Consider the following 15,029-nt stretch of genomic DNA (forward strand, 5'->3'; position numbering starts at 1 on the left):
CGTCGCGCCCGAGCAGAGTACGACGGGAGGAGTTACCGACCGGTTAGGTCAAGCGGTCCACTTCCGGACAAGGCCGATCCGGGCCGCGCCGCTCCCGCACACCAGGCGGCCGTCGGGCCGCTATCCGGTGGGATCGGTCAGTTCCCGGGCTCGGTGCAGCAGGCTGGGGTCGTGTGCGTTCACCAGGAGCAACCGCGGATCGGCCGTTCGTGATAGCTCGGTGAGCCGGCGGTGGTTGGCCTGAACCTTTTTCCAGTCGTGCGCCATGAGGCGTTCCATCGCGGTGAGAGCGGTGGGCGCCTTGCCGGTCCCGTCGATCTGGGCATGGTGGTAGAACGAGTCGCCGGCGTGGAGGACCCAGTGGTCGGTGGCGTCGATGGCGACTGCGGCGTGGCCTCGTGTGTGGCCGGGAAGGTTGATGAGCACGATGCCGGGCGCGATGCCGGCGAGTTCCTCGGCCCCGGCGAAGCCGCGCCACGCCTGGCCCTCGGCGGGGGTGTGCTCGACCAGGATCGGGCGATGTCGCCGGTGGGAGGGCAGGTACCGCCCGCGTTCGACGGCTCCCTTGGGGTGGAGGGCGGCGAAGTTCTCGGCGGCGGTGAGGTGCACCTGGGCCCAGGGGAAGTCTGCCAGCCCTCCGGTGTGGTCGGCGTCGAAGTGGGTCAGCACGATGTGGCGAACGTCCTGGGGGTCGAGGCCGAGGCGCGTCACGTGGGTGATGGCCGCCTCCGCCTTGTCGAAGACGGGCCGCACGTAGAACCGTGCTGGACCGAACCGGGATGCCGGGTCGTCGGCATACTTCAGGCCGAGGCCGGTGTCGACCAGGACGAGGCAGGTAGGGGTCTCGGCGAGCAGGACGTGGCAGACCAGCCCTCCCGGAGTGCCCCAGGGGCGCATGGTGCCGCAGTTGAGGTGGTGGATCTTCATCCGGGTTCCTCAGGCACGGCCGCCGGCGCGGCGGGGTCGGCGCGGATCTCCTGGACCGGGTTGCCGCCGTCCCGGTCGGCGGCGAGCTCGCATCGTCATCGGTCGTCTCTCCTCCCCCTGCGTCAGTCGTCGAGGTCGGCGGCGACGGTGCGGGTCAGGCGCGGGTCCGGCTCTCCACCGGCCATCGCGAGCACTCCGGCGACGGCGCGACCGAGCTTGAGCAGGTCGGCGGGGTTCTTCTTGTCGAGCCCGCCGAGGAGCTGCTTGAGGATGGTGAGCTGGTCGAAGTAGACGCGCTCGGTGACCAGGTTCTCGTCCGCGTCGAAAATGAAGTACGCGGTCATCCGGGTACGGTGCTTTGAGCCGGTGGGTGGAATCTTGCCGAGCGGGCCCTTGTGGGTGCCCGTCAGCCAGAACTCGACGATCACGGCGTCGTGCGCGTGGCGGAGGGCAATGATCTCGTGGTCCTGGTCGGGGAAGGCCGTGCGGGTGTCGTGGTAGTACCCGCCGACCTCGTCGGCGCCGTCGTGCACGGTCATCTGGGCGATGAGCTCGTAATGGGGGTGCGGGAATGTCGACAGAACGGCATCCCAGTCCTGGAGGACCTCGTCGCGGAAGTGGTCCAGGACGAGTTTCTCGCGGGCGCGTAGAACTTCTTCGGGCGGCAGGGTAAAGCGGGACACCACGAGACTCCTTTTATCCACAGCGCGGTTTTAGTGCGGTAAACGCTATCTATATCCACGCTGTGGATCCGAGTTTCTCCTCGGCGCCCTCACCCTGCCGGAGCCACCCGCCCGGTCAGGAGGCGACGAGGGGGCTCTGGTCAAGGTTTCGCAGGAGGTCGGCGGTGTCCTCGTAGATCTCCACCGCACCCGCCGCGCGGAGGTCGTCGGCGCAGATGCCACCGGTGCGGACGGCGACGCAGGCGACGCCGGCCTTGCGGCAGGCCTGGACGTCCCAGATCGTGTCGCCGACGAAGACCGCGCGGGCGGGGTCCACGTCCGCGCGTTCGAGGGCGATGGACACGATGTCGGGCGCCGGCTTGCTCTCCTCCGCCTCGCTGGACGACGTGGCGGCGCTGATCGCGTCGTCGGCGTCGAGCGCGGCGCGCAGCGCGGCCAGTTCACCGGCGGCCGCGGAGCTGGCCAGAACGACCGTCATCCCGCGCTCGGCGCAGGCGCGCAGCAGGTCGGCGGCGCCGTCGAAGGCGCGCAGGCGGGTCCAGTACGTGGCGTACAGCGACCGGTGGGCGGCTCTGATGTCATCGTCGGCGTCGCGGTCGCGGTCGGCGGGCAGCAGGTGGTCGAGGAGCTTGTCCGACCCCATGCCGATCGCACCGTGGACATCGCCCATGTCCACGCCGTGCCCGTGCTGCCGGAACGCCTCCCACCAGCACACCGCGTGCAGGTAGTTGGTGTCGACCAGCGTCCCGTCCACATCGAAGATCACCGCGTCCGCCATGCCAGTCGCCTACCCGGGCGACGCCTCGGTAACCGCCCTCGGCGCCTCGCTCGCGGCGCGCATGTTTGGCCAGCCCAGAGCGGGTAACGGCGAGCCACATGGACCTTTCCTTTCTCCGACCGCTGTACGAACGGCCTGGTCCGTACGTGTCGATCTACCTCGACATGACGCGGACGGCCGAGGACTCCTCCAAGCTCATCGAGCTGCGCTGGCGCGCACTGCGGGAGAAGGCGGCCGCCGACGGCGCCCCGCGGGAGGCTCTGGCCGCCCTCGACGACCTGGTGCGCGAACACGACGAGCGCCGGACCTCGGGCGGGCTCGTGGCGTTCGCCACGGACGCGGGCGTGGTCCTGTCCGATGTACGGGACGAGCCGCCCGTCGCCGAGCAGGCGCACCACGGTCCGCTCCCCCACGTCATGCCGCTGCTCGCGGGCGGCCCTGAGCCGCTTCCGTACCTGGTCGTCGTCGCCGACCGGCAGGGCGCCGAGATCACCCGGGTGGGCCGCGACCGGGCGCGCCGGACCACCGAGGTGCGGCCCGAGTCCGAGTTCCCGATCCGCAAGCCGCACGGCGGCGACCTCAACCAGTCACGGATGCAGCGCGCGGCCGAGGACACCTGGCGCGCCAACGCCAAGGCCGTCGCCCGCAAGGTCGACGAGCAGGCCACCGGCGAGAAGGCGGCCGTGATCATCCTGGCCGGCGACCCGCAGGCGCGCAGCGCGGTGCTGGACGAACTCTCCAAACCCGCGCTCGCCCGCACGGTCGAGTCCCGCCACGCGGAAGGTGCCCCGCTGGCCGAAGAGGTGGAGCGCGCCGTCGAACTGGCCGAGACCGAGGACCTGACCGGCCGGGTCGAACGCTTCCAGCGGGAGCAGGGCGAGGGCGGGCGCGCCGTCACCGGGCTGAAGGCCGTCACCGAGGCCCTGCGCCGCGCCCAGGTCGACACGCTGGTCATCGAGGATCATCCGGAGTCCACCGACCGCCTGTGGTTCGGCCCGGCCCCGACCGACGTGGCCACCTCCGCCGCCGACCTGCGTGCGGTGAACATCACCGAGCCGGAACAGGACCGCGCCGACGCCGTCCTCGCCCGCGCGCTGGCGCAGACCGGAGCGGAGATCGTCGTCCTGTCCGAGGAGGGGCCGCCACTGGAACACGGCATCGGCGCCGTCCTGCGCTTCGCCGCCTGAGCCACTCCCGCCCCCGGCCGGCGTCCACGGCGCCGGCCGGGCGGCGGTCAGGTCGAGCCGTCGCGGTTGGCGATGATGACCGCGACGAGAGGGATGATCGACGCCACGCCCGTCAGCGCCACCGCCCACACCCGCGAGTACGGTGCGACCACCGTCCAGGAGATCAGGTAGAGCAGCGCGCAGATCCCCATCAGCGTCAGGTAGATCCGCCTGCGGCGCCTCACGGGACGGCGGCGCGGTCCCCGTACCGCAGGAGGGCGCCCAGCCCCTGGTGGGCGCGCCAGTCCTCCAACGTGATCAGCAGCAGTTCGCCGTCCGTGCCGGCCAGGGCCCGGACCAGGGCGGCGTCCGCGCGGTCCGGCACGGGATCGGAGACACCACGGTCGCGCAGCTCGTCCGGGGACGTCGCGAGGTCGGTGCACTGCGGGCCCGTCCACACCGGCGCGCGGGCGTCGGCGCGGCCGTCGAGGAGCAGGCTCGCAACCTGGGCGTTGCGGAGCGCGCCGACGACGGGCCGCAGGCCGTCCACGGCACGCCGTCCCTTCCTCAGCTGCTCGTTGAAGCGCTCCACGGCGGAGGTCATCCGGGCGGCCCGGGTCCGCCGTACGGTCTCGGCGACGTCGGCGTCCAGGTTCGGTCCGGCGGCGCGCGACTCGACGGTACGGGCGAGCACGGGCTCGGACAGGTGTTCCAGTACGGCGGCGCGCTCCCGTACGTCGCCCGCGATCACCACGAGCTCGAACCCGCAGGAGCCGACGGTCTGGTCGATCACGCGCGCGGTCTTCTTGGCGTTGGCGCGCCAGGCCTCCTCGGCGGCCTGCTGAACGTGCGGCTGGCGGAACATGTCACCGCCCTTGGGCTTGTGCACCGGGGCCTCCACCGACGGCGGCACGACGGCGCCCCATCGCGTGCCGTCCGCCGCGACGCAGGTGAGGTGGGCGCCCAGCCGGTTGACCACGGCGACGAGACGGGAGACCGGCTCCCCCCGCTGTTCGAGCAGGGGGACGACGTGCGGCAGCGGCGCGTACCGTGCCACTTCCTCGCACGGCGGGCCGTCCAGCAGCGCCGCGTACGCGACCTCGCCGCCGCACGCGAACACCGCCAGGCAACCGGATTCCCGCCGTTCCTTCTCATCGCGAACGACGCGTTCGACCGCCGCGATCGTCTCCGGCGGGGCCCCCTGGCCGGCCAGCTCCTTGCACTGGACGTGCCGGCGCACCTCGACGGCCCGCGGATCCTCCGTACGCCGCATGTCGAGATAGACCGATGCGAACGGCCCCGGGCGGTCATACAGCGCCCTGAGGAACGAAAGGTCCATATCGCATGCCATACCCCGTCATCGGCGGCGGGATCAGGCCAGAGTCTCGACGAACTCCGCGAGCTGGGTGAGGTTCCGGCACTCGTGCATCGGCAGCACCTCGCCGTACATCGAGGCAGCCGAGTCACCGGAATCCCAGTCCCGGGCCGGTTCGGGGTTGAGCCAGTACGCGTGCCGCGCCCGCCCGGCGAGCCGACGGACCGTGTCCAGGCCCGGATCCTGATAGTTCGTCCGGGCGTCGCCGAGGATCAGCAGGGACGTCTTGGGCGTGATCGCGTCGCCGTACCGCTCCTCGAAGACCGCGAACGCGCGCCCGTAGTCGCTGTGCCCGCTCACCCAGACGATGTCGGCCTCGTTCGTCATCCGGGTGATCGCCTCGACCACGTCGGCGCCGGGGGCGAAGAACCGGGTGACCTCGTCCAGCCCGTCGATGAAGGCGAACGCCCGCACCTTGGCGAACTGCTCGCGCAGCGCGTACGTCAGCAACAGCGTGAAGTGGGCGAAGGAGGAGACGGAGTCGCTCGCGTCGCAGAGCACGACCAGCTCCGGCTTGTGCGGGCGGCGCGGGCGGTGGTGCGTGGTCAGCGGCACGCCGCCGGTGGACAGCGAGGTCCGTACGGTACGGCGGAAGTCGAGGCGCCCGCGCCGACCGTGACGGTTGCGCACGGTGAGGCGCGTGGCGAGACGGCGCGCGAGCGGGTAGATCTCCCGGCGCAGGGCGGCCAGGTCGGCGCGGGTGGCCCGCAGGAAGTCGACCTGTTCGAGGGGCGGCCGCACGTTGGCGCGCGCGACCCGCTCCAGGCCGCCCTCCTCGGCGATCCGGCGGCGTACGTCCTGCCCGACGAGTTCCTCGAACCGGGCGATCCGCCGGGTGAACGTCCGCCGCGCGGTCTTCTCCTCCAGTCCGCCGCGCTCGGTGAGCACGGCGTTCAGCAGTCCGGCCATGAGCGTGTCCGCCGACACGATCCGCAGCACCTGGTAGGAGAACCACTGGCCGGACCCGCCGCCGCCCCGCCCGTACGCGCCCACGACCCCGCGGGCGAAGGCGCGCAGTGCCTCCTCGTCGCCGCTCAGCAGGATGCCGCTCAGCTCGTCGCGGAGCCGCCGCAGCTCCGGGTCGCCGTACGCGGGCCGGTCGCGCGCCTCCTCGGGGCTGCCCATGACCGGCGGGAACCACAGGTCGAAGAGCAGGTCGAACGCCTCACGGTGCGCGGGCCGCTTGACGAGTGTGGCCGCGTACGCCGCGCGCAGCGAGGCGCGGTCACCGAGGTCGACGGCCTCCAGCGCGTGGGCGGCGTCGAGGCCCTCGGCGAGCGACACCGGCAGTCCCGCCTCGCGCAGCGCGGCGACGAACCCGATGTGCCTATCGAGAAGAGCCATCGAGTTCCTTGCGGGCGCGCTCCTGGTCGGAGTTGTGCTTGAGGACGACTCCCAGGGTGGCGTTGATCGCGTCCGTGTCGAGGTGGTCGAGGCCCAGCGCGAGGAGCGTACGGGCCCAGTCGATGGTCTCGGCGATCGAGGGCGCCTTCTTCAGCTCCAGCGCGCGCAGCGTGGCGACGACCTGCGCGAGGCGTTCGGCGAGGGCGTCCTCGATGCCGGGGACGCGGGCCTTGACGATGTCGCGCTCGCGTTCGGGGCTCGGGTAGTCGAGGTGGAGGTACAGGCAGCGCCGTTTGAGCGCCTCGGACAGCTCACGGGTGGCGTTGGAGGTCAGCACGACGAACGGACGGCGTACGGCCGTGATCGTGCCCAGCTCGGGGACGGTCACCTGGAAGTCCGACAGCACCTCCAGGAGCAGTCCCTCGACCTCGACGTCGGCCTTGTCGGTCTCGTCGATCAGCAGCACGGTCGGGTCGGCGCGCCGGATGGCGGTCAGCAGCGGCCGTTCGAGCAGGAACTCCTCGGTGAAGATGTCGTCGTGCGTGGCGCTCCAGTCCTGGTCACCGGCGGCCTGGATGCGCAGGAGCTGCTTCTTGTAGTTCCACTCGTACAGGGCGCGCGGCTCGTCGAGGCCCTCGTAGCACTGGAGCCGGACGAGCCCGGACCGCGTGGTCTCGGCGACCGCCTTGGCCAGCTCCGTCTTGCCCACCCCGGCCGGGCCCTCGACCAGCAGCGGCTTGCCCAGCGCGGCGGCCAGGTAGACGGTCGTCGCGATGGCGTCGTCGGGCAGATATCCCACGGACGCGAGCCGCTCACGTACGTCACCGGGGGATGTGAAGGTCATCGGCCCTCCCGTGGCACTGTTCCGAACCGCGTTCGAAACTACCCCACACCCACCGGGCCGAGGCGTGCCGCCTCCGCGTCGTCAATGACAGCGGTTGTCGTCCTGCGGCTTCTGGCCGGACGGACAGGTGTACGGGCGGATGGTGCCGATGACCTTCTTGATCTCTTCGTCGGCGACCTGCCCGGAGACGTTCCGGTCGGCGAAGACGGTGAAGAAGACCGGCCCGGTCGACGATCCGGGCACCGACGCCATGGCGATCGTCTCCACCATCGCGTGCGGCGGGGTGCAGGCGTCGCCGCCGGGGGCGGTCGTCGCCGAGACGGTGGTGTACGCGGCGTCGACGCCGTTGAGCGTGATGCTTCCGCCCTGGCCGGTGCTGACCGTCGGCGGCCGGGGATGCGCGCCGGATCCACCGTAGGCGGCGTTCGCCCACTTGCGGGCCTCGTCGGCGGCCGCGTACTGCAGAGTGCCCAGCTGGGTCGTTGACGGCTTCTGCGTGGACAGCACGCCGCCCCGCACGCCGGCCACCGCCGACGTGCACTTGCCCTTGTCGACCTCGGCGACGCCCTTCTCCGCGGCGAGGATGTTGCTGTGCGCGTCCGGGAAATAGACCACGTAGCCGGGAGTCTTCACCGTCCAGGTCGGCGGCACGTCGTAGGCGATCCCGTACTGCGGGGCGATCGTCGTCTTCCAGCCGGCGATCAGCGGCCCCGTCTCCGCCCGCGGCGTCCGGCTCACAGCGCTCCTGGTCGGGGTGGGGCCGGGCTTGGGCGGCGGCTTGCCGTCCCACGTCAGGGCGACGGCCGTGCCCGCGGCGAGCGCCACCACCGCGGCACCGACCCCGACGACGAGGCCCACGCGACGGCCCCGCTTCGGCCGGGAGTTTCCAACGGTCGCCGGCGGCGCGTCCTGGCGGGTCGTCGCGTCACTCGGGAAGCGCTGGTTCGGTGCCCAGTCGGCGGTCGTCGCCGGCGCGGCCGGTGACCGCGGGTCGGCCGCCGGGCCGCGCAGGGCCGCGACGACCGCCGGGGCGCTCTGTGGCCGCGCGGCGGGGTCCTTGGCGAGCAGGTCCAAGGTCAGCCGGTCGAGATGGTCCGGGACGTCGGGCCGCCGTGACCGGGGAGGAGCGGGCGTCTCGTTGAGATGCCGGTACATGATCGCGGCGGGGTTCTCCCCCGAGTCGAAGGGCGGCGAGCCGACGAGCAGCTCGTACAGCACGCAGCCGAGTGAGTACAGGTCGGATCGCGCGTCGAGCCGTTCCCCGCGGAACTGCTCGGGCGCCATGTACAACGGCGTGCCGATGTAACTGCCGGACGCGGTGAGCTGCGTCGCGTCGCCGAGCCGGGCGATGCCGAAGTCGCAGAGCTTCACCCGCCCGTCGTCGAGCAGGAACAGGTTGGCGGGCTTGATGTCGCGGTGGACGATGCCACGCGAGTGCGCCGCCGCCAGCGCGTCCGCCGCCTGCGCCGTCAGCGAGACCGCCAGCTCGATCGGCACCCCACGGGGTTCCCGTGCGAGGACGGTACCGAGATCACGGCCGGTGAGAAGCTCCATCACCAGGAAGATCAGCCGGTCCTGCCCGTCGCGGTGCTCGTCGATGTCGAACGTCACCGTGATACCGGGGTGCTGGAGCGCCGCGGTGGTCTCCGCCTCGCGGCGGAAGCGCTCGACCGCCGACTCGTCCGTGGCCAGTTCGGCCGGCAGGACCTTGATCGCTACCGACCGCCGCAGCCGCAGGTCGACGCCGCGCCAGACGTCCCCCATGCCGCCCGCGCCGATCCGCTCTTCCACCCGGTAGCGGCCGCCGAGCTCCAGCCCTGGTTCGATATTCGACCTTCTGCGCACGATTCGACATTCCACCAGAACATCGGCGCCACCGTCGTGCGTGTCACCGAAAGTCGTTGATGGGGTTATATACAAGTAACCCCATTAGGGTTATGGTCACGGCACCTACGGATCCGAAGGGATGTCGTGATGCCGAAGATCAACGTCTACCTGCCCGACGACCTGGCCGAAGCCGTCAAGGACTCGGGCGTGCCCGTGTCCGCGATCTGCCAGCGCGCCCTGGACCAGGCGGTCCGCCGGGTCAACTCCATCCGCGCGGCGGTCCTCAGTGACACGGGCCCCGAGGACCTGGCCTCACGCCTGCCGAACTTCACCGAACGGGCGCGTACCACGCTCCGGCTCGCGGTACGGCAGGCCCGCGAGCAGGGCGCGCCCGAGGTCGGGACCGAGCACCTTCTCGGCGGCCTGCTGGGCGAGGGCGGCAACCTGGGCCTGCAGGTGCTGCGAGTGCTGGAGATCCAGCCGGACCAGCTGACCCGTGAGCTGGCGCGCGTCGCGCCGGCGGCGACCGTCGAGGAGGCGGGGCGGCGCTTCAGCGCGCCCGCCGCGAACGCGCTGGAACTCACCGCCACCGAGGCGATCGGGATGCAGCACAACTACATCGGCTGCGAGCACCTGCTGGTGGCTCTGGCGCTGGAGCCCGACGGCACGGCCGGCAAGGTCCTGCGCTCGCTGGGCGCCGACGCGCGCGCGGTGCGCCGCACGGTCACCGCGGCGGTCGCCGGCTACGCCCACCTGCGCTCGCAGAAACCGGCCGTCGATCCGCAGGCGGCGCTGACGGCGGCCGTACGCAAGGAGATCGAGCCACTGATCCGCCGGATCGAACGCCTGGAGAGTGCGACGCGGTGACTCGACGGTTCGGCGCGGGCGGAGCAGACTGATCAAACCGTCAACCATCTGGAGGCGACGATGCCGGCTCACGCGAAGCCCCCGTTCCGCGCCGACCATGTCGGGAGCCTGCTGCGGCCACCGGAGCTCCTGCGCGCCCGCGACGATGCCGCCGCCGGGCGGATCACCGCGGAGGAGCTCCGGGCCGCGGAGGACGAGGCCATCCGCTCGGTCGTGGCGATGCAGGAGGAGGTCGGACTGCAGACGGCCACCGACGGCGAGTTCCGCCGTACGACGTGGCACATGGACTTCATCTACCAGCTCGGCGGGATCGACCCGGCCACCGGCGAGCAGATGCGGATCCACTTCCGCAACGAGGCCGGCGAGCTGAACTTCACCTCGGCCGCGCTCAGCGTGCACGAGCGGGTCCGGCTCGACCACACGATCTTCGCCGACGACTTCCGCATGCTCCAGGGATGCGTCACGAGGAACACGCCGAAGCTGACCATCCCCTCCCCCAGCATGGTCCACTACCGCGGCGGCCCCGCGTCGATCGACCCGGCCGTGTACCCGGACGTGGAGGAGTTCTGGTCCGACCTGAGCGCGGCGTACGCCGAGCAGGTCCGCCGCATCGGCGAGCTCGGCTGCACGTACCTGCAGTTCGACGACACCAGCCTCGCGTACCTGAACGACCCGGCCCAGCGCGCCGAGATCGCGGCCCGGGGCGACGACGCCGAGCACATGCACCTGCGGTACATCAAGCAGATCAACGCGGCCCTGGCCGACCGCCCCGAGGGCATGACGGTCACCACGCACATGTGCCGGGGCAACTTCCGCTCCTCCTGGGTGGCCTCGGGCGGCTACGACTTCGTCGCCGAGGCGCTGTTCGGGGAGCTGAACGTGGACGGCTTCTTCCTGGAGTACGACGACGCGCGGTCGGGCGGATTCGAGCCCCTGCGGTACGTCCCCCGCGACAAGAGGGTCGTGCTGGGCCTGGTGACGACGAAGCACGGCGAGCTGGAGTCGAAGGACACGCTGAAGCGGCGCATCGAGGAGGCGTCGAAGTACATCGACGTGGACCAGCTGTGCCTGTCCCCGCAGTGCGGCTTCTCCTCCACGGTGGAAGGCAACGTGCTGACGTACGAGCAGGAGGTCGCCAAGCTCCGCCTCATCGTCGAGACGGCCGCCGAGGTCTGGGGCTGAGGCCCGGCCGGTCCGACGCCCAGGGCCGACGCCTTTACGCAGTAAGGTGCACACCGGCGTCAATGGTCCCGCTCGCCGTTCGCCTGGGCCGCCACGCCGGGCGGCATCGGCCCTTGGGCGTCGATCGGCAGCAGCACCGTCCTTGTACCTCCCCACCCGCAGGCCCTTCCGGGCGAGCGCGGCCTGGGCCTGGGCCACCGTCATGCCTCCCAGACCGGGCGTGGCGTCCTTCGGCGATGTGCCGGCCTACGGTTCACCGGGTGCGGCCCTGCGGCCGATGGAGATGCGGGCGTGCCCCTTGAATTCGAGCGGAACGCGCAGGCCGATCGAGCAGTCCGCGCCACTCGCGGTTCACGCGTGATCTCGGCCGCCGCGGCGAGCCTTACGGAGTTCCGGGAACCGCCGAGACGGCCGGTCAGCACGACGACGCCCGCCACCGCGGTCATCACCGGAATCACATGACAGATTGTCAGATCGTTGCCTTGACGGATTGTTCAACGATTTTTACAGTGAAACCGTTTGCACTCGGCGATCCATCCCTCCCCCGCTCCCCGGCCGACCCCGCCCGGGACACCCGTTGAAGAGGAACAGGATGAAACTTCCCAGCATCCGGTGCAGAGCCGCCGTCGGCGTCCTCGCCGTGCTCGCGGCGACGGGCGTCTCCCTCGGGACGGCCGGTCCGGCTTCGGCGCGGACCACCGCCGGGCGATGCATCGGCTCCACCGCGCCGCTGTCGGTCGAGGAGAGCCGGCTGTCCTGGGTACTCCCCGACAACGACGACCCGTCGGCTCCGCAGCCCACCTCGTTCGCCGAGCAGATGATCCAGGGCGGCGGCTTCCAGGCGTATGGTCCGAAGTTCACGCGGCTGCTCTGCCGTACACCGAGCCTCACGGCCGCGACCGCACTGGTGAAGAGCGAGGGCGAGGCGCTCTGGCGAGCGGCCGTGGCCCGCGCCCAGCGAAAGGGCCGCGTCACGGGCACCCTCCCGTACAGCGACGACCGCCCGCTCTACTGGACGCGCCTCCAGTCGACCGCCACCCTGCGCCGCTGGACCCCCGGCTTCCCCCTGTCCACCACGCAGCGGTCCGCGCTGATCACGGCGTACGACCGGGCGTCCCGCGGCATGTTCGACATCCGGTTCCCCGCCGGCAAGGGCGTCCGGCGCGTCATCATGAGCGGCTTCGACCCGTACACGCTCGACGGCGGCACGACCGGCAGCGCTCCGGGAACGGTGGGCAACAACATCCGGCACGGCAACCCGTCCGGAGCCACCGCCCTCGCCCTCGACGGCACCACGTACAAGACCAAGGACGGCCGGACCGCCTACGTCCAGGCGTACAACCTGCCGGTCAACTACACCGAGTTCGGGCAGGGCTATCTGGAGGACACCGTCGGGCCGTTCATGCGCCCCGGTCCCCAGCGGGTCGACGCCTCGATCACGGTCAGCCAGGCCGGCGACTCGGTGTTCGACCTCGAACAGTGGAACGGCCGCTACCACGGCGTCTCGCCGGGCAACGACCACAGCCAGCCGTGCCCGACGCTGGGCGGCGTGCCGCAGCTCGCGGTCGACGACCACGGCTGCGACTCGACGGTCGTGGACCGCTGGGGCGGCCCGAAGACCTTCAGTCTCACCGACCCGCCGCAGTGGACCACGACCACACTGCCGATCGCCCAGATGATCCACGCGAACACGGGCGCCTCGGTCCCCCGCCCGCCCGGCGACGAGTGGCCGGACCCGTCCGTGGCGTTCGGCGTCGTCTGGCACACGAACTACACCGAGTTCCCGGACTGCACCTCGACCCAGCGGGTGACGCGTAACAGCCCGCCGCCGACGGAGTTCCCGCCCCCGACCGCGCCGACGCCCCCGGACCCGGGCTCCTGCTCGTACAGCGGCGGAGGCGGCAACTACCTGTCCAACGAGAGCGCCTACCGCAACACGCTCCTACGCGACCGCATGGGCCTGCACACCCCGGCCGGCCACATCCACACGCCGGACATGCAGCACTTCGAGACGTCGTTCAAGGTGAGCGACGGCACCTTCGACGCCTGGCGACTGGCCATCGTCGCCCAGGCGAGCAACCTCATCCACGCCGTCGCGGACAACGCACGCTGAGGCGTCGGGCGGCCCCGGGAGAAGGACGGGGCCGCCCGATGAACACCCCCCGGTCTCGCTTACGCCTCCGCGCATTGAACGGCGTGAAGCCGCTGGGCGCCTCCGGCACCCGGTACGCCTACACCAGCGCCAACTACCTGATCCTCGCCGCAGCGGTCGAGTCGACGCAGTAAGGTGCACGCCCACCGGGGCAGTGGTGTTGCGGCCCACTGATCGCTTCTGCGATCCGGCGTGCGCGGCTATCGTTCGTCGGGTGAGCGATCGGAGGCGTCTTGCGGATCGGTACGTACTGCGTGAACCACCGATCGGTGCCGGTGGCATGGGGACGGTCTGGCGGGCGTACGACGAGTTGCTCCATCGCGAGGTCGCGATCAAGGAGCTGCGGCTGCCCGAGAGCCTGAGCGCGGCGGAACGCGAGGCGCTGCGGGAGCGGGCGATGACGGAGGCGCGCGCCGCCGCCGGTCTGCACCACCCGGGGATCGTGCCGGTCCACGACGTGCTCGAAGAGGACGACCGGCCGTGGATCGTGATGCACCTCGTGGAAGGGCGCGCGCTGGACGAGGAGGTGGCGGCCTCCGGACCGCTGGACCCGCGCCGTACGGCCGAGGTCGGCCTCCGGCTCCTCGGCGCGCTGACCACCGCGCACGCGAAGGGCGTCCTGCACCGCGACGTCAAGCCGCAGAACGTCCTGCTCGACGCCGACGGGAACGCCGTGCTCACCGACTTCGGCATCGCCGCGGTCGTCGGGGCCACCCGGGGCCTGACCCAGGACGGCTCGCTGGTCGGCACCCTCGGGTACGTCGCGCCGGAGCGGATGAGCGGCGGGAGGGCCGTACCGGCGTCGGACCTGTGGTCGCTCGGTGCGACGCTCTACCACGCGGTGGAGGGGCGGCCCGCCTACGGGGCGGAGGATCCCGCCGCGGTCGTCGCCGCCGTCCTCACCCGCGAGCCCGACGCGCCGCGACGAGCCGGACCGCTGTGGCCCGTCCTCGAAGGTCTCCTTCGGCGCGACCCGCACGAGCGCCTCGACGCCGAGGAAGCCCGGAGGCGGTTGCGGGCAGTGGCCTCAGGGCGGTCGGAGCCGGCCTCGGAGACGGCCACCGCTCAACCGCCCGGCCCGCCCTCGAACCGACCGACCAGGGTGGAGACCGCTCTCATGCCGTCGCCGAGCCTGAGGGCACGGCTTCGCGAGCGGACGGCGCTGGTGGCGACCGGAACGGTCGTCGTGCTCGCCGCCGTGGTTCTGGCGGCCTGGCTCGCGACGTCGAACGGCGGCTCCGCGACCGCGCAGGGCGACGGCGCCGGCACCACGCCGGGAACCCGGCCCTCAGCCTCCCAGGCCAGTCAGTCGGCGACCCCACCGGCCGCCCGCTTCAGACTGGCGCCGAACGTGTGCAAGGGCCGGTCCGCGAAGTCGACGCCGATCAGGCAGTTGATCCCGCGGGCCGCCCCGGATCGTTCCGAGTGGGAAGAGCTTTCGGACCAGGTGACCTGCGTATGGGAAAGCCAGGAGAAGGGAGGCGGCCTCTCAGCCTGGCCGGAACTGCAGATATCCGCTAAACAGTACGATCAGGTTGATAAAGCGGAATGGGAATTCGGGACGGAGCACTATCTCCACTCAAGAGATGACGTCATCAGGCCATTGAGCGGCCTCGGCGATGAGGCGTTTTTCGCACACAAGGAACGCGGACTTCCTGGGGTGGCGGTAGGCATCCGGATCTCCAACGTGTTCATCTCCGTGAGCTACGAGTATGACTCGGACAAGACCATCAAGAAATCCGATGAGGAAATGATCACGAAACTGGCCCGGCAACTGGCGAAGCAGACAGAAGCCGACGCCGGGTAAGCCCGATGTCCGGCTCGGACGAAAGACACTGGCCGAACTGCGGCGATCAGCTCGGCGCGTCCCGCGATCTTGGATTG

At 71.3% G+C, this 15,029-nt stretch carries 13 protein-coding genes; 5 read left to right on the forward strand and 8 right to left on the reverse strand.

The features are described 5' to 3' along the window. Positions 1-120 precede the first annotated feature (120 nt). The 3 genes from ABEA10_RS16675 to ABEA10_RS16685 form a co-directional block, all read right to left on the reverse strand. Positions 121-927: an MBL fold metallo-hydrolase gene (locus ABEA10_RS16675; RefSeq protein ID WP_345464493.1), complete on the reverse strand. Its 807-nt coding sequence runs from the start codon at positions 925-927 to the stop codon at positions 121-123. A gap of 122 nt (positions 928-1,049) precedes the next feature. Continuing rightward, entirely contained in the window at positions 1,050-1,610 is a 561-nt protein-coding gene (locus ABEA10_RS16680) for an ester cyclase (protein ID WP_345464496.1), read from the reverse strand. Between the two features lie 115 nt (positions 1,611-1,725). Further along, positions 1,726-2,388: an HAD family hydrolase gene (locus ABEA10_RS16685; protein WP_345464499.1), complete on the reverse strand. Its 663-nt coding sequence runs from the start codon at positions 2,386-2,388 to the stop codon at positions 1,726-1,728. Between the two features lie 98 nt (positions 2,389-2,486). Here ABEA10_RS16685 and ABEA10_RS16690 point away from each other — a divergent pair, with 98 nt between their 5' ends. Further along, positions 2,487-3,575, forward strand: coding sequence for a baeRF2 domain-containing protein (locus ABEA10_RS16690; protein WP_345464502.1), 1,089 nt, complete (start codon positions 2,487-2,489; stop codon positions 3,573-3,575). Between the two features lie 47 nt (positions 3,576-3,622). On the opposite strand, the gene ABEA10_RS16695 is transcribed toward ABEA10_RS16690, so the two are convergent. The 5 genes from ABEA10_RS16695 to ABEA10_RS16715 all read right to left on the reverse strand — a co-directional run bounded on the left by ABEA10_RS16695 (position 3,623) and on the right by ABEA10_RS16715 (position 8,962). Beyond that, positions 3,623-3,799, reverse strand: a complete 177-nt coding sequence (locus ABEA10_RS16695; RefSeq protein ID WP_345464505.1) for a DUF3099 domain-containing protein — start codon at positions 3,797-3,799, stop codon at positions 3,623-3,625. Then, positions 3,796-4,893: a baeRF2 domain-containing protein gene (locus tag ABEA10_RS16700; protein WP_345464508.1), complete on the reverse strand. Its 1,098-nt coding sequence runs from the start codon at positions 4,891-4,893 to the stop codon at positions 3,796-3,798. Before ABEA10_RS16700 ends, ABEA10_RS16695 begins: the two co-directional genes overlap by 4 nt. Before the next feature lie 33 nt (positions 4,894-4,926). Next, positions 4,927-6,273 (reverse strand): vWA domain-containing protein, encoded by a 1,347-nt coding sequence (locus tag ABEA10_RS16705; protein WP_345464511.1) that lies wholly within the window; start codon positions 6,271-6,273, stop codon positions 4,927-4,929. After that, positions 6,257-7,117, reverse strand: coding sequence for an AAA family ATPase (locus ABEA10_RS16710; RefSeq protein ID WP_345464514.1), 861 nt, complete (start codon positions 7,115-7,117; stop codon positions 6,257-6,259). The genes ABEA10_RS16705 and ABEA10_RS16710 overlap by 17 nt, the downstream gene beginning before the upstream one ends. Before the next feature lie 81 nt (positions 7,118-7,198). Beyond that, positions 7,199-8,962, reverse strand: a complete 1,764-nt coding sequence (locus ABEA10_RS16715; protein WP_345464518.1) for a serine/threonine-protein kinase — start codon at positions 8,960-8,962, stop codon at positions 7,199-7,201. Between the two features lie 129 nt (positions 8,963-9,091). On the opposite strand from ABEA10_RS16715, the gene ABEA10_RS16720 reads away from it, so the two are divergent. The 4 genes from ABEA10_RS16720 (at position 9,092) to ABEA10_RS16735 (ending at position 14,952) form a co-directional block, all read left to right on the forward strand. After that, positions 9,092-9,811 (forward strand): Clp protease N-terminal domain-containing protein, encoded by a 720-nt coding sequence (locus tag ABEA10_RS16720; protein WP_345464521.1) that lies wholly within the window; start codon positions 9,092-9,094, stop codon positions 9,809-9,811. 60 nt (positions 9,812-9,871) lie between these two features. After that, a complete protein-coding gene (locus ABEA10_RS16725) occupies positions 9,872-10,993 on the forward strand; it encodes a 5-methyltetrahydropteroyltriglutamate--homocysteine S-methyltransferase (protein ID WP_345464524.1) in 1,122 nt (373 codons plus the stop codon). A 592-nt stretch (positions 10,994-11,585) separates the two neighbouring features. Beyond that, positions 11,586-13,106 (forward strand): hypothetical protein, encoded by a 1,521-nt coding sequence (locus ABEA10_RS16730; RefSeq protein ID WP_345464527.1) that lies wholly within the window; start codon positions 11,586-11,588, stop codon positions 13,104-13,106. A gap of 253 nt (positions 13,107-13,359) precedes the next feature. After that, complete coding sequence (locus ABEA10_RS16735; protein WP_345464530.1) at positions 13,360-14,952, forward strand: serine/threonine-protein kinase; 1,593 nt, start codon at positions 13,360-13,362, stop codon at positions 14,950-14,952. The last annotated feature ends 77 nt before the right edge of the window (positions 14,953-15,029 follow it).

Origin of the sequence: Actinoallomurus oryzae, assembly GCF_039541955.1 — a bacterium.
Classification (GTDB): Bacteria; Actinomycetota; Actinomycetes; order Streptosporangiales; family Streptosporangiaceae; genus Actinoallomurus; species Actinoallomurus oryzae.

What these genes read in the sequence shown, in the direction of transcription:
- ABEA10_RS16675 (WP_345464493.1), bottom strand. Translation starts at nt 927, where the DNA reads ATGAAGATCCACCACCTCAACTGCGGCACCATGCGCCCCTGGGGCACT.
- ABEA10_RS16685 (WP_345464499.1), bottom strand. Translation starts at nt 2,388, where the DNA reads ATGGCGGACGCGGTGATCTTCGATGTGGACGGGACGCTGGTCGACACC.
- ABEA10_RS16690 (WP_345464502.1), top strand. Translation starts at nt 2,487, where the DNA reads ATGGACCTTTCCTTTCTCCGACCGCTGTACGAACGGCCTGGTCCGTAC.
- ABEA10_RS16700 (WP_345464508.1), bottom strand. Translation starts at nt 4,893, where the DNA reads ATGGACCTTTCGTTCCTCAGGGCGCTGTATGACCGCCCGGGGCCGTTC.
- ABEA10_RS16705 (WP_345464511.1), bottom strand. Translation starts at nt 6,273, where the DNA reads ATGGCTCTTCTCGATAGGCACATCGGGTTCGTCGCCGCGCTGCGCGAG.
- ABEA10_RS16710 (WP_345464514.1), bottom strand. Translation starts at nt 7,117, where the DNA reads ATGACCTTCACATCCCCCGGTGACGTACGTGAGCGGCTCGCGTCCGTG.
- ABEA10_RS16720 (WP_345464521.1), top strand. Translation starts at nt 9,092, where the DNA reads ATGCCGAAGATCAACGTCTACCTGCCCGACGACCTGGCCGAAGCCGTC.
- ABEA10_RS16725 (WP_345464524.1), top strand. Translation starts at nt 9,872, where the DNA reads ATGCCGGCTCACGCGAAGCCCCCGTTCCGCGCCGACCATGTCGGGAGC.
- ABEA10_RS16730 (WP_345464527.1), top strand. Translation starts at nt 11,586, where the DNA reads ATGAAACTTCCCAGCATCCGGTGCAGAGCCGCCGTCGGCGTCCTCGCC.